This is a genomic window from [Clostridium] saccharolyticum WM1, from assembly GCF_000144625.1.
GTDB classification, from domain to species: domain Bacteria; phylum Bacillota; class Clostridia; order Lachnospirales; family Lachnospiraceae; genus Lacrimispora; species Lacrimispora saccharolytica.
Window position 1 is genome coordinate 1,449,687 of the sequence record NC_014376.1, and the last position, 14,188, is coordinate 1,463,874.

The 14,188-nt window shown below is 47.0% G+C and carries 10 protein-coding genes; 6 read left to right on the forward strand and 4 right to left on the reverse strand.

Going from position 1 to position 14,188, the window contains the following annotated elements; all coding sequences use genetic code 11:
- Positions 1-295: 295 nt before the first annotated feature.
- Positions 296-538, forward strand: a complete 243-nt coding sequence (locus CLOSA_RS06850; RefSeq protein ID WP_013272040.1) for an HPr family phosphocarrier protein — start codon at positions 296-298, stop codon at positions 536-538.
- Positions 539-665: 127 nt separating this feature from the next.
- Positions 666-3,068, forward strand: coding sequence for an ATP-dependent DNA helicase (locus CLOSA_RS06855; protein WP_081443008.1), 2,403 nt, complete (start codon positions 666-668; stop codon positions 3,066-3,068).
- Between the two features lie 56 nt (positions 3,069-3,124).
- Here CLOSA_RS06855 and CLOSA_RS06860 read toward each other — a convergent pair whose 3' ends face one another.
- A complete protein-coding gene (locus CLOSA_RS06860; protein WP_013272042.1) occupies positions 3,125-4,009 on the reverse strand; it encodes a LysR family transcriptional regulator in 885 nt (294 codons plus the stop codon).
- Positions 4,010-4,145: 136 nt separating this feature from the next.
- On the opposite strand from CLOSA_RS06860, the gene CLOSA_RS06865 reads away from it, so the two are divergent.
- Together CLOSA_RS06865 and CLOSA_RS06870 are read left to right on the forward strand one after the other, a co-directional pair.
- Complete coding sequence (locus CLOSA_RS06865; protein ID WP_013272043.1) at positions 4,146-4,757, forward strand: sigma-70 domain-containing protein; 612 nt, start codon at positions 4,146-4,148, stop codon at positions 4,755-4,757.
- Positions 4,758-4,775: 18 nt separating this feature from the next.
- Positions 4,776-5,390 (forward strand): histidine phosphatase family protein, encoded by a 615-nt coding sequence (locus tag CLOSA_RS06870; protein ID WP_013272044.1) that lies wholly within the window; start codon positions 4,776-4,778, stop codon positions 5,388-5,390.
- Positions 5,391-5,469: 79 nt separating this feature from the next.
- Here CLOSA_RS06870 and CLOSA_RS06875 read toward each other — a convergent pair whose 3' ends face one another.
- Positions 5,470-5,787, reverse strand: coding sequence for a hypothetical protein (locus CLOSA_RS06875; RefSeq protein WP_013272045.1), 318 nt, complete (start codon positions 5,785-5,787; stop codon positions 5,470-5,472).
- 308 nt (positions 5,788-6,095) lie between these two features.
- Here CLOSA_RS06875 and CLOSA_RS06880 point away from each other — a divergent pair, with 308 nt between their 5' ends.
- On the forward strand, positions 6,096-9,845 hold the full coding sequence (locus tag CLOSA_RS06880; protein WP_013272046.1) for a phosphoribosylformylglycinamidine synthase: 3,750 nt from the start codon (positions 6,096-6,098) through the stop codon (positions 9,843-9,845).
- A 63-nt stretch (positions 9,846-9,908) separates the two neighbouring features.
- Here CLOSA_RS06880 and CLOSA_RS06885 read toward each other — a convergent pair whose 3' ends face one another.
- Entirely contained in the window at positions 9,909-10,703 is a 795-nt protein-coding gene (locus tag CLOSA_RS06885; protein ID WP_013272047.1) for a MerR family transcriptional regulator, read from the reverse strand.
- A gap of 277 nt (positions 10,704-10,980) precedes the next feature.
- Between CLOSA_RS06885 and CLOSA_RS06895 the strand changes: the two genes are divergently transcribed.
- Complete coding sequence (locus CLOSA_RS06895; RefSeq protein WP_013272048.1) at positions 10,981-12,270, forward strand: FAD-dependent oxidoreductase; 1,290 nt, start codon at positions 10,981-10,983, stop codon at positions 12,268-12,270.
- A 56-nt stretch (positions 12,271-12,326) separates the two neighbouring features.
- Here CLOSA_RS06895 and asnB read toward each other — a convergent pair whose 3' ends face one another.
- Positions 12,327-14,177: an asparagine synthase (glutamine-hydrolyzing) gene (gene asnB, locus CLOSA_RS06900; protein ID WP_013272049.1), complete on the reverse strand. Its 1,851-nt coding sequence runs from the start codon at positions 14,175-14,177 to the stop codon at positions 12,327-12,329.
- Between the last annotated feature and the right edge of the window lie 11 nt (positions 14,178-14,188).

The window sequence follows — 14,188 nt, forward strand, 5'->3', positions numbered from 1 at the left end:
GCAGTCTCTGGAAAAAAGTCCTGTTCCAGTGGCTTAATTTGGCGTTTTATATGAAAATAACAAGACAAAATTGTGAAATTAAATGAGAATGAAAAGTAGAAATGATAATAATTCCCAAAATAAAACTTGTCTCAACAAAAATATGCTTATCTATAAAGGGTTCCCTCAAAAATAATTACAGGTTATGCACAAAAATGGGCGATATAATCTTATATGAAACATAATTTGACAAATCATGTCAAACATGATATATATAATCTATACTTTTTCTTCATTATAAAAAGGAGTTTTGATTATGAAACAGTTTAAGATTATGTTGCCGACTGTTGCCGAGGCGAAAAAGTTCGTTGCTGCTGCTGCAAAATGTGATTTTGACATAGACGTGTATTACAATAGAGTAACCATTGACGCAAAGTCTATATTAGGAGTATTGAGTCTGGATTTGACGCAGGTTTTGACCGTTGAGCTTAACGGGGAAGATGCAGAGTTTGAAGCATTTCTGGCGGCGAAAGCTCCAGGTAATTGTTCAGCAGCATAAACAGATGCAACGTAGAAAGGGAATTGTATGGCGGACGGCCTGCAGTTCCTTTTTTTCATTCCCAGGAAATTCGTTTGGTGAGCGAAAAATCCTCCGTAATGGATATACGGTTTTGTGATTTGCTCATATGGGAGAGGTCAGAGAGGAAAAGAAGGGAGGGGACACCGGAGTGGAGGAGGCAGAGAAAAAAATCCTGAAAATATCCGTCAGAAATCTGGTCGAGCTTGTTCTGCGCTCTGGTGACCTGGATAACCGCAGGACTGGAGGAGCTGAGAAGACCGCCATGCAGGAAGGAAGCCGGATACACAGGAAGATCCAGCGCCGTATGGGAGCGGATTACAGGGCTGAAGTGGCACTAAAGCATGAGGTGGAAGTGGATCAGTTTCAAGTACTGGTGGAGGGGCGGGCTGATGGCATCATAGAGAAGCCGGAAGGGGTGACCATTGATGAAATCAAGGGCATTTATATGGATCTGTCCTATTTGACGGAGCCTTATCCCGTACATTTGGCCCAGGCCATGTGCTATGGATATTTTTACTGTTATGACCATCAAAGGAATGGGGCCGTCGTTCAGATGACCTACTGCAACATTGAGACAGAGGAGATCCGGCGTTTTCAAGTGGAGAAAACCTTTGAAGAACTGGAAATCTGGTTTCAGGGCCTGATTCATGAGTACATGAAATGGGCAAGATATTTATACAACCATGGAATGAGAAGAGATGAGTCCATAAGGGAGCTTTCTTTCCCCTATCCCTACCGGAAGGGACAGAAGGAGCTTGTGGTAGCCGTTTACCGGAGTATCGCCAGAAAAAGGAATCTATTTATCCAGGCCCCCACCGGGATCGGTAAGACCCTTTCCACTGTTTATCCTGCCGTAAAGGCCATTGGAGAAGGGCTTGGAGACAAATTGTTTTATCTGACCGCAAAAACCATAACCAGAGCGGTGGCGGAGGAAGCCTTTGATATTTTAAGGGAGCACGGGCTGTATCTCAATTCGGTAACCATAACGGCAAAGGAAAAACTGTGCTTTCTTGAGACTCCGGAGTGTAATCCAGATGCATGCCCCTATGCAAAGGGACATTTTGACCGGGTGGGAGATGCGGTCTTTGAGATCATTCACAAAGAGAGCGGGATCACCAGGGAAGTGGTTCTTGGGTACGCGGAGGAGCATAGGGTATGCCCCTTTGAATTCTGCCTGGATATCAGCAACTGGGTGGACTCTGTCATTTGTGATTATAATTATGTATTTGATCCCAATATCCGCCTGAAACGGTATTTTTCCGAGGGTATTTCCGGAGATTACCTGTTTTTAACAGACGAGGCCCATAATCTTGTGCCAAGAGCTAGGGAAATGTACAGTGCGGCTGTTTATAAAGAAGACTTCCTTCTTATTAAAAAGGTGATAAAGCCAATGAACCAGAAGCTTATCCGGATGCTGGATCGGTGCAACAAAGAGCTTTTGGAAATGAAACGGGAATGTGTGAGTTTTCAGGTAATGGAAGATATCCGTTTTTTCATGACAGGCATCATGACTCTTTTCGGGGAATTGGAGAAGCTTTTGGAAGCCAGTGAAGATTTTGAGGACCGGGATCTGGTTCTGGACTTCTATTTTAACCTCCGTGACTTTTTGAATATCTACGACCGTTTGGATGATAATTACCGGATCTATACGGAACTTTTACCTGATGGACGATTTATGCTCAGACTGTTTTGCATAAATCCGGCAAAAAACCTAAAAGAGTGTCTGGATAAGGGAAACAGTACCGTATTTTTTTCCGCCACCCTCCTTCCGGTCCGGTATTACAAGGAACTGCTAAGCGGAGATCAGGAAGAATATGCGGTATATGCCCATTCTCCCTTTGACCAGGAGAAGCGGCTACTCATGATAGCTTCTGATGTCAGCAGCCGCTATACCAGAAGAAACCGGCGGGAATACCAGAAGGTAGTGGACTATATGGAAAAGATTGTGTCAGCCCATAAAGGAAACTACATGGTATTTCTGCCCTCTTATCAGTACTTGAAGGAGATAGAAGCGATTCTTAAAGAGCGGCCGGGGCTTAAACAGGAGTTTACGTATATGTCCCAGGCGTCTCACATGAGGGAGCAGGAACGGGAGGAGTTTCTTAAGGAGTTTTCAGAAGAACGGGAGGATTCCTTTGTGGCTCTCTGCGTTATGGGAGGTGTTTTTTCGGAAGGCATTGATTTAAAGGAAGGACGATTGATCGGAGCCATTATCGTAGGCACCGGGCTTCCCATGGTATGTACGGAGCAGGAAATATTAAAGGGGTATTTTGATGCCAGGGAGCTGAATGGCTTTGATTACGCCTACCAGTATCCTGGAATGAACAAGGTCATGCAGGCAGCAGGAAGGGTGATCCGTACGGTCCGGGATGAGGGAGTGATCGCACTGCTGGATGAACGTTTCTTAAAACCGGACTACCAGGCCTTGTTTCCAAGGGAATGGGATGGATATTACGAGGTACAGTTAAAAAATGTGGAAGAAGTTGCCCGGAACTTTTGGTCCAGATAAGAGTCAAATGCCCGGAAAAAAACTGCCATCCACAGGAGGATGGCAGGGAATATCTGTTATAGGGGGCCAAGCATGTCCATAAATTGCTTGGAGGCCTGGGAAACAGGAATGTTTTCATTGTAAGCCACGACCATCTGGCGGGTAGGCAGCTTTTCTGAAAGCCTTACCTGGAACAGGTCCTTATCATTTTCAGGGATGCAAAAATCAGGAACAAATGCGATCCCCAGTCCGATGCGGGCCAGGTCGATTAAGAGGTCATTGCTGCTTAATTCAATTTCAGGAACCAGGTCCAGCTGTTCCTTCTGGAACATGTGATGAAGGAATTCACTGGTGGTGCTCTTTCGCTCCAGCATCAGGATGGGATAGGTCTGAAGGGTCTGGAGGCTTACGGTCTGCCCTTTTAAAGGAAAATACTCCTGGTTGGCTACGAACACATCAGAAAATTCATTAATGACCCGGGTGCTCTGGGAGCTTAAAAGTCCGGAATTTGGATAATTGGTGATAATAAAATCCACCTGCCCGGTTTCCAGAAGATGAGCGCATTCAATGGAAGTCTGATTGGTGACTTTAATGTGTACATTGGGGTAGGTCTTATGAAATCTATTCAAATATGGAACCAGATAGTAGCGGCAGATGGTGTCACTGGCACCGATGCGCAGCTGGCCGCCGTTTAAGGTATTGGCTTCCAAAAGCTGGTTTTCTCCCTTTTGAATCAGGTTGATGGCTGGTTCTATGTGCTTTAGGAGGATGTCCCCTTCCGGAGTAAGCTGGACCTTTTTCGTGCTTCGGACAAAAAGTGTCTGGTTCAATTTTTTCTCCAGTACCTTAATGGACTGGCTCACTGCCGACTGGGAGATGAACAGCTGTTTGGAGGCTTCCGAAAAGCTTAAGGTGGTGGCAACGTGGTAAAAGACTTTATAAAGTTCATAATTTATATCCATTATTAGTCCTCCTTATAAACATATGGATATTCTATCACGAATCTGATTGATTTGTAAAGGCGTTTGACAAAATTCCTGGGGTGCGGTATCGTACGGCATAAAACAAACTATGAAAAAGAAGGAGTATAATAAGCGTATGCATGATGATTTTTACCAGATGTATCTGGAAGAGATGGGAAATATCCCTCCCTGTACCAGGGACGAGCAGGAAAGGCTTTTAAAGGAAGCTGCGGAGGGCAGGAAGGAAGCCAAGAAAAGACTTGTGGAAGGAAACTTACGGACAGCCCTGGAATATGCCAGGGAATATGACGGCAGAGGTGTGCTTATCACAGACCTGGTCCAGGAAGCCAATATGGCCCTTATGATGGCTGTTGAGGAGTTCTCAGCCATGGAAAATGGAAGGCTGGCGTTTGACAGCTTCACCGGCCGGAAGATCAGGGAAGCTCTTACTGCGGCTGTGGAGGAGCAGCAGTCCGCCTGCCAGACAGGAGAAGAGCTGGCAGCCCGGGTGAATGTACTCCAAAAAGTATCCCAGGCTCTTGCAGGCGAACTGGGCCGGGAGGCAACGGTGGAAGAACTGGCGGATAAGATGAAGATGTCTGTGGAAGAAATAAAAGGAATCATGAAAATGGCAATGGACGCCATGAGCATGAATGCCGAAACCATGGACTTAGAAGCCCTGGCAGAAGTGGAAGGCATTGAAATCACTGAGGATGAAGCGGCTGAAGATTACGATTACGAAGAATAAGAGACTGGGAGAATTGAGATGAAAATATATTTGATACGCCATGGACAGACCGACTGGAACATCCAGGGCAGAATCCAGGGGAGTCATGACATTCCCCTTAATGAAGCGGGACGAAGACAGGCGGAGCAACTGGCAAAGGGCATGGATTCCCGCCTGGTAACCAGGATTTTTTCCAGTACTTTGGCCCGGGCCATGGAAACGGCCCAAAGGATCGGCAGCAGGCAGAAGGTGGAGATCTGTCCCATGCCTCAGCTTATTGAAGTGGAATTTGGCAAATGGGAAGGCATGACATGGGAAGAGATCATGGAAGCGTATCCAAATGAGTACCGGATGTGGGCTTTAAACCCTGATGAAGTGGCTCCTCCAGGCGGAGAGACCCAGGAGCAGGTCATAAAGCGCTGTGCAGAGGCTTTAAAGGAGATCATAAGGATCACCGGCGGCAGGGAGGATATAGCCATGGTTTCCCACGGGGCGACCATTGCTTATCTGGTTTCCTATATGATGCACAATGATCCGGAGGTTGAAAGCATGATTGTGGAAAATGCCAGCATTACGACGGTTAATTATAGTCCCCTGACCGAGGATTACATGCTGCTGGAAATGAATGATACATCCCATATGTTAGAAGAATAAAGAGAATTTTTCATAAGAAGTGGATAACAGGAGAAGCAAGGAAGCTTTTTAAGCTGCCTTGCTTCTCTTGAACCGGTACTTAATCAAACAGTGTCTCTATGAGGATTTTTACCATGGAAGGGCTGGTTCGGATATACAACCGGTCTCTTCCTGCACAGCGCAGGGTAGTCTGCATAAGGACCTCCTTTGAAGCGGAATCATCAAAGATACTGACCATATTGGCGCAGGATTCCACAATCGAGTTGAGCTGTCCGGCTTTCTCAAGGAAGCTTTCAATGTGTTCTTCCCTAAGCTGCAGGCATACCTCCAGATGGGGGCCTTGTTCCTCTGTTTTTAAGCAGGCGTTTTCAAATGAATATTTTCGGGATAAGTCCCTTAGTTGTTGATTAAGATCCATAAAATCCAGTGCTCCTTTGTAGAAAAATCTTCTATTACTATATTGTAAATGCTTCGATTTTTCAAGTATTTTATAAAGAAATGATGAATTTTGTCGAAATATGTCGAAAAGGATTGGAGCCGGATGCGAAATGAGGCTTGCGGAAGACTCTTTATGATAATGAAAACAAGAAATTAATTATACTAATTAATAGTATAAGATATATTAATTTTTCTAATTTATAGATTCTGTGGTATGATGAATGCATAAAAGTGACAGGAAAGATCCTGCCCTGATGATCCATGGGGAGTTATTGCAAGGAGGAAATCATGAGTGTAAGAAGAGTGTATGTTGAGAAAAAAACAGCCTATGCCGTAAAAGCAAATGAATTAAAGGAGGAAATCACAGGCTATTTAGGTATCCATACGGTGACCGGTGTGAGGGTGCTGATCCGCTACGATATGGAAGCCCTGTCCGATGATGTATATGGGCTGGCTCTTACCTCTGTTTTCTCAGAGCCACCGGTAGATGAAGTGTATGAAGAAGTTTTCCCGAAAAAGGAAGAAGATGTGGTTTTTACCGTTGAATATCTTCCTGGGCAGTTTGACCAGCGGGCCGATTCCGCAGAGCAGTGTGTAAAGCTGTTAAAGGAAGATGAGGAGCCTGTGATCAGATCCGCGACTACTTATGTGATATCCGGTACTCTTACAGAAGCTCAGGCAGCAGAGATTAAATCCTTCTGCATTAATCCGGTAGATTCCAGAGAAGCGGAAGAACAAAAGCCGGAAACCCTTACAGCGGTGTTTGAACCCCCGGCAGACGTGAAGGTTTTTGACGGTTTTAAGGAGCTTGCGGAAGAGGCATTAAAGGAATTATATGAATCATTAAATCTTGCTATGACTTTTCAGGATTTTTACCATATCCAGAATTATTATAAAAATGAGGAGCAGAGAGATCCGTCCATGACGGAAATAAGGGTTTTGGATACTTATTGGTCGGATCATTGCCGTCATACCACGTTCCAGACGGAATTAACGGATGTGACTTTTCGGCCAGGATACTACCAAAAGCCCATGGAGGATACCTACAGGCAGTACCTTGAGGACAGGGAAGCAGTCTTAAAGGGAAAAAACGGCAGGTATGTATGCCTTATGGATCTGGCTCTTCTGGCAATGAAGAAGCTTCGCATGGAGGGAAAGGTGGAAGATTTAGAGGAGTCCGACGAGATCAATGCCTGCAGCATTGTAGTCCCGGTTCTCATCGACGGTGAAGAAGAAGAATGGCTGGTAAATTTTAAAAATGAAACTCACAATCATCCTACGGAAATAGAGCCTTTCGGCGGTGCGGCCACCTGCCTTGGAGGAGCCATCCGGGATCCTCTTTCCGGCCGTACCTACGTTTACCAGGCCATGCGGGTGACCGGGGCGGCAGACCCTACAAGGCCTTTGAACGAGACATTAAAGGGAAAACTGCCTCAGAGAAAGATCGTGACCGGTGCTGCAGGCGGCTACAGCTCCTATGGAAACCAGATCGGCCTGGCTACCGGCTATGTAAAGGAGATCTACCATCCGGATTATGTTGCAAAGAGAATGGAAATTGGAGCCGTGCTGGGTGCTGCCCCAAGAAAGAACGTCATCCGGAAGACTTCAGATCCGGGAGACAGGATCATTCTCCTTGGAGGACGTACAGGACGTGATGGATGCGGCGGGGCCACAGGCTCATCCAAGGTTCATACAGAAGCTTCCATTGAAACGTGCGGTGCAGAGGTACAAAAGGGAAATGCGCCCACAGAACGGAAAATACAGCGATTATTCCGCAGGGAAGAAGTGAGCAGGATCATTAAGAAATGCAATGATTTTGGTGCCGGCGGCGTGTCGGTTGCCATAGGGGAGCTGGCAGACGGTCTGCGGATTGATCTGGATAAGGTGCCGAAGAAGTACGCAGGACTTGACGGAACAGAAATCGCCATTTCCGAGTCTCAGGAACGCATGGCTGTAGTGGTGGATCCCAAAGATGCCGACCGTTTCCTGTCCTATGCGGCTGAGGAAAATTTAGAAGCTGTGGAAGTGGCTGTGGTAACAGAAGAACCAAGGCTTGTGATGAGCTGGAGAGGAAAGACCATAGTAGACATCAGCCGTCCGTTTCTGGATACCAACGGAGCCCATCAGGAAGCTTCGGTAATTGTAGAGGTTCCTCAAAGAGAAGGGGGCGCTTTTGTAAGGAAGGAGATCCCTGATGTCAGGGAAACCTGGTTAAAACTGCTTTCCGATTTAAACGTATGCTCTCAGAAGGGGCTTGTGGAAATGTTTGACAGTTCCATAGGGGCAGGAAGTGTGTTCATGCCTTATGGAGGCAAGTACCAGATGACGGAGACACAGGCCATGGTTGCAAAGCTTCCGGTGCTTCATGGAAAAACGGATACTGTTACCATGATGAGCTGTGGTTTTGATCCCTATTTGTCAAGCTGGAGCCCTTACCATGGCGCGGTTTATGCGGTATTGTCCTCAGTTGCCAGAATCGCCGCGGCAGGCGGTGATTACAGAAAAATCCGTTTCACCTTCCAGGAATATTTCCGCAGGATGACAGATGATCCGGCCCGCTGGAGCCAGCCGTTTTCCGCCCTTCTTGGGGCTTACAGCGCCCAGATTGGATTTGGACTTCCTTCCATCGGAGGAAAGGACAGCATGTCAGGAACCTTTCAGGACATGGATGTACCGCCGACCCTAGTCTCCTTTGCTGTGAATGTTGGGGATGGCAGGCACATCATCTCACCGGAATTTAAGAAGGCGGGCAGCAGGATCGTGATATTCCGGATTGATAAAGACGCCTATGATCTTCCGGTATACCGTGAAGTCATGAAGGGGTATGAAGCGCTGTTTGAAGATATCTGCGCAGGGCGCATTTTGTCCGCTTATGCCGTTGAGGGCCATGGAATCTGTGAGGCAGTAAGTAAAATGGCCTTTGGAAACCGGATGGGTGTAAAGATCGGAACCAACGTGGACCCGGGAGATTTCTTCCAGGCCGGCTGGGGAAATATCCTGTGTGAGGTTCCGGAAGAAAGGCTTGGGGAGTTGACGGTTTCCTGTGCCGTCATCGGTGAAGTGACTGATACAGGCGTATTTGAATATGGCAGCATCTCCATAGAGATTGATGAAGCGCTGAAAGCATGGTCAAAGCCTTTGGAAGACGTGTTTCCTACAGAATCAGGAGCAGAAAGGCTGGCTGTGCCGGAAATGCTTTATGATACAAAAGATATTTACGTTTGCAGGAACAAGGTGGCAAGGCCTAATGTATTCATTCCCGTGTTCCCTGGTACCAACTGTGAGTATGACAGCGCAAAGGCTTTTGAGCGGGCGGGAGCCAATGTAGTGACGAAAGTCTTCCGGAACTTAACGGCACAGGACATCCGGGAATCTGTGGAACAATACCGGAGGGAAATATCAAAGGCTCAGATCGTTATGTTTCCCGGAGGATTCTCCGCAGGCGATGAACCTGACGGCTCTGCCAAGTTTTTTGCCAATCTATTCAGAAGCCAGGGGATCAAGGAAGAGATTGGAAAGCTGTTACAGGAAAGGGATGGCCTTATGCTGGGAATCTGCAACGGTTTCCAGGCCTTGATTAAGCTGGGCCTTGTACCGGAAGGAGTGATCGGACCGCAAAGGGCGGATTCTCCTACACTGGCGATGAATACCATTGGCCGCCATATTTCCAAGATGGTGTATACGAAAGTGGTCACAAATAAGTCTCCGTGGCTCTCTGGGGCAGAATTAGGCGGGATTTACTGCAATCCTGCCTCACACGGGGAAGGGCGGTTTGTGGCAAATGAGGAATGGATCAGAAAGCTGTTTGAAAATGGACAGGTAGCGACCCAATATGTGGATGACAAGGGCTGCCCTACCATGGACGAATGCTGGAACCCTAACGGGTCATACCTGGCAGTGGAGGGCATTACAAGCCCGGACGGGCGGATTCTTGGGAAGATGGCTCATTCCGAACGCAGGGGAGAAACAGTGGCAATAAATATTTACGGAGAGCAGGATATGAAGATATTTGAATCTGGTGTAAAATATTTCCAGTAACAGGGACAGAGCTTCCCGGCTTTTGTGAGCTGTCACAGCGGAATGCTTCATGCAAAGCCTCTCTTATTCCTGCAGCGGCAGATACACTTCCATGTAATGAATGGGTGTATCTGCTTTTATGTCCTGGTTTTCCTTTGCAATATCCTTAAAAGCACAGCTTAATAAATGGCTGCTGTAGGCCAGGCCCATAGAATGAAATCCATGTTTCCTTGCCCAGTCTGCAGCGTTTAAGACAGCCTGTGACTCTAAGACAAGGCTGTCCGAGGCGACTACGGTATAAACGCAGCGGTCCTGCTTCAGCAATGGATAGCTGTTTAATGCCTGCTTCAATTTCATAATGGAGGCGGTATCTTCTGCAATCATAAAAAATTCTTTTCCCCGGTCCGCACCATGGTCCTGAATCCGGTATTCCTGACAGATATAGCATAAATCGGCGATGCCTGTCTGGTTGATGAAATGGTTATCCGGCATCTGGTAATAAGGCGGCATGGGCCGCAGGTCATAACGGTTTAAGAATTTTTCCACATTTTTATAGTGCTTTTGCAAATGGGTCAGATGGATGAGGGACTGCCGGTGCTTTTCTACCTGCAGCTTTTCCTCGGCTATTTTTTCCTGAATCATGGAACAGTAGGAGGGAAAGGAGCTTTTATACAAGATCCGGCCGATATCCTCGATGCTGAAGTTCAGTCTGCGGTAAAACATGATGCTTGAAAGCTTTTTAATGTCTTCATATGTATAGGTTCGGTAGCCGTTTTTTTGCTTTTCCGGTTGAATGATCCCTTTTTTTTCATAAAATCGAAGGGTATCCCGGCTTAAACCTAACCGGTTGGATACTTCTCCAATGCTGTATTTTTTCATTATGATTCCTCTTTTCAGTCAAAAGAGCAGTGAGGGCAGGGCAGAATTTTCTTACGTGCGGGCACGACGAAAATTCTGCTCTGTCCTGTTTCGCACCGCTGATTGCTTTCGTGGATATTTTACCATAAAAATACGGACTTTCGGCTTTACGGTTTTCTTTCTATGCTTACGAATTATTAACGGAAAGGAGCTTGAAATCGTAAAGAACTATGTTATGATAGTATCAGAGATCAAGCTTGTACTTACATAAGAGACATGAGAAGGGGGTATTATTTACATGGGAAAAGGCAAGAAGAAAATGGTCAAATGCCTGGTTTGCGGTGCCGTATTTGAGGCGGAAAATGAAGTTTGCCCTGTTTGCGGAGTAGGAACGGAAAATTTTGTTCCTTATGAAGAGGAGGAAAGGGATTTCCATAAAGATACGGAAGAGCTGTACCTTATTCTGGGCAACGGCGCGGCAGGAGTCAGTGCTGCGGAAGCGATCCGGGAAAGAAATTCCACCTGTTCCATTGTCATGGTGACGAAAGAGGACTGTCTGCCTTATTCAAGACCTATGCTGACCAAATCGGTAATGGGTAAGGAGAGAAAAGAAGAACTGCTTCTTCATGACCCTGCATGGTATGAGGAGAAGCGAATCCTGAATCTGACGGGAAAACGGGCAGAAAAGATTGATACCAGAGAAAAGGAGGTCACTTTTGACGACGGGATCCGGTTGAAATACGACAAATGCATCTATGCTCTGGGATCAGAATGTTTCATTCCTCCCATACCGGGAAATGAAAAACAGGAGGTAGTGGCCATACGCCGCCTTTCCGATATTGAGAAAATCAATTCCCTTCTTTCCACATCAGCCCGGGCCGTTGTCATCGGAGGCGGCGTGCTGGGACTGGAAGCAGCATGGGAACTTAAAAATGCAGGTCTTTCTGTGACAGTTTTGGAGCAGGGCAGCCAGCTTATGAAGCGGCAGCTTGATGAGGAAGCCGGAGAATTTTTAAAAGCCATTATTCTGGAAAAGGGAATCGATGTAAAATTTAAGGCAGTTACCGGTGAGATAGAAGGAGAAGACAAGGTGACGGGGGTCCGTCTGGAAGATGGCACGGTCCTGCCGGCAGATTTGGTCGTCATATCCGCCGGTGTCCGGGCCAATGTATCCCTGGCAGAAGATGCCGGGGCCAAATCCGGGCAGGCTGTGATTGTAAATGAGCACATGGAAACCACAGTACCAGGCATTTACGCATGTGGAGACTGTGCGGAATATGAAGGGATCAATTATGCAATCTGGCCTCAGGCCGTAGAGATGGGAAAGGCAGCGGGAGCCAATGCCGCAGGTGAGAGGATTTCCTATAAAACCGTGACAGCCGCTCTTACCTTTCATGGCATGGATACATCTCTCTTTGCTGTAGGAGATCCAGGAAAAGATTCTGGAAAAACCTATGAGATCAGCAGGGAAATTGATGAGGAGAAGAAAATATATAAGGTATATTATCATGAAGCCGGCAAGCTGGTGGGTGCCATACTCATCGGTGATACCTCGGATATGGGAAGAATCCTGGAAGAAATTGAATAAAGATACCATTAAGAGGTGCATAAGTCTTTAGTGGAACTTATGCACCTCTTACCATGTTATACGACGGAGATATGATATTTTTTCAGCCAGAAGTTGATCTGAAGGATATAAGCAAGCATCTGGGGACCTGCCATGAGCTGGCCGTACCAGGGCTTTCCGTAATCCGAAGGACTGGTTAAAAGTTCTTCCAGCTTCTTCTTATCCAGAAACTCCATGACAGGGGCAGAACCGCCGGTCATCATTTCCCGAACCCGTTGGATTAAAAGCGCCTCATAATTGGTATCATAGGTTTTGGGATAAGGAGATTTCCTGCGGAAGAGGATCTCATCAGGCAGAAGTCCCTTTCCGGCCTGCCGGAGGAGATTTTTAACCACCCCATCCCTTGTTTTCATATCCCAGGGAACATTCCACACATATTCTATTATCCGGTGGTCGGCAAAGGGGACTCTTGCCTCAAGACCGGAATACATGCTGGCACGGTCCATACGGTTTAGCAGGGTCTGCATAAACCAGCGGAGGTTCAGATAGGAGATCTCCCTTCTTCTTGCTTCTGTTGGATTATCCTGAAGAAAGACAGGGGTTTCCGCCACAGACCTTTCATAAGTTTCCATTACATATTCATCCATTTTTAAATAGTCCAGGAAATCATCTTTTAAGACCGCCTTCCGGGTCCCCAAGTCCATAGTCCATGGGAAGGTCCGGGCTTTAAAGCATTCTTCCTTATGAAACCAGGGGTATCCTCCGAATATTTCATCTGCGCACTCTCCGGTCAAAGCTACCTTATTATAGCCTTTGACCATAGAACAGAAGTGGAGGAGGGATGAGTCTATGTCCCCCATGGGCGGCAGATCATGGGCTAGAACGGAGTCATAAAGCCGGTCGGCCTGGGTCCCATTGTCGCACTCCAGGTAATGATGGTCGGAGTCCAGGAATTGCACCATCTGATCTACAAAGGGGCGGTCCTGGGAGGGCTGAAAGGTGCTGGCTTTAAAATATTTGTCATTGTTGACGAAATCAAAGGAAAAGGTGGTAAGCCTTTTGCCCTGTTTCTTAAGCTCTGCGGCACAAACTGCGGAAACCAGGCTGGAATCCACTCCCCCTGACAAAAAGGTGCAGATAGGGACGTCGGAAACCATCTGGCGCCGGATGGAATCCTGGACCAGAAAAGAAGTTTTTTCAATAGTCTCCTCATAGCTGTCCTCGTGGGGCCTGCTTTCCAGCTTCCAATAGCATTTCAGGCGGAAGCCATCCCTGGAACAGAGCAGCATGTGGCCGGGAAGTATTTCCCTCATATCCTGAAATACCCCGTCCCCATAGGTGTGGGCAGGGCCCAGAGAGAACACTTCGTTTAACCCTTTCCTATCCAGCACAGGCCGGATGCCCGGATAAGCAAAAATTCCTTTCAGCTCCGATGCAAAGATGATTTCTCCATCCCTTAAGGTGTAATAGAGAGGCTTTACGCCGGAACGGTCCCGGCAGAGACATAAGCGTTCCCGGAAAGGATCCATAATGGCATAAGCAAAAATGCCGTTTAACTGCTTCGCAAAATCAGGCCCGTATTCCATATATCCCGTTAAAATCACTTCTGTGTCAGAGGTGGTGGAAAAGAAATGGCCCCGCTCCTCCAAATCCCGGCGGAGCTCTTTTGTATTATAAATTTCTCCGTTGTACACAATTCCAAAGGTTTTACCTGCCTCTGTTTTTTTTATGGGCTGGCGGCCGGTGGTCAAGTCTATAATGGATAAACGGGCGTGAGACAGGCCTCCCTGCTGAAAGAGCCAGATCCCTGAATCGTCAGGCCCCCGGTGTCTCTGAGTCTGGGACATCCCTTCCAGGATGTTCTCGTAATAGGACTTATCTTTTAGGTAATTGCGATCCGGATTGTAAAAACCAGCAATTCCGCACATGGAAATCCCTC

Coding starts and splice junctions, on each gene's coding strand:
- CLOSA_RS06850 (WP_013272040.1), top strand. CDS start 296: ATGAAACAGTTTAAGATTATGTTGCCGACTGTTGCCGAGGCGAAAAAG.
- CLOSA_RS06855 (WP_081443008.1), top strand. CDS start 666: ATGGGAGAGGTCAGAGAGGAAAAGAAGGGAGGGGACACCGGAGTGGAG.
- CLOSA_RS06860 (WP_013272042.1), bottom strand. CDS start 4,009: ATGGATATAAATTATGAACTTTATAAAGTCTTTTACCACGTTGCCACC.
- CLOSA_RS06865 (WP_013272043.1), top strand. CDS start 4,146: ATGCATGATGATTTTTACCAGATGTATCTGGAAGAGATGGGAAATATC.
- CLOSA_RS06870 (WP_013272044.1), top strand. CDS start 4,776: ATGAAAATATATTTGATACGCCATGGACAGACCGACTGGAACATCCAG.
- CLOSA_RS06875 (WP_013272045.1), bottom strand. CDS start 5,787: ATGGATCTTAATCAACAACTAAGGGACTTATCCCGAAAATATTCATTT.
- CLOSA_RS06880 (WP_013272046.1), top strand. CDS start 6,096: ATGAGTGTAAGAAGAGTGTATGTTGAGAAAAAAACAGCCTATGCCGTA.
- CLOSA_RS06885 (WP_013272047.1), bottom strand. CDS start 10,703: ATGAAAAAATACAGCATTGGAGAAGTATCCAACCGGTTAGGTTTAAGC.
- CLOSA_RS06895 (WP_013272048.1), top strand. CDS start 10,981: ATGGGAAAAGGCAAGAAGAAAATGGTCAAATGCCTGGTTTGCGGTGCC.
- asnB (WP_013272049.1), bottom strand. CDS start 14,177: ATGTGCGGAATTGCTGGTTTTTACAATCCGGATCGCAATTACCTAAAA.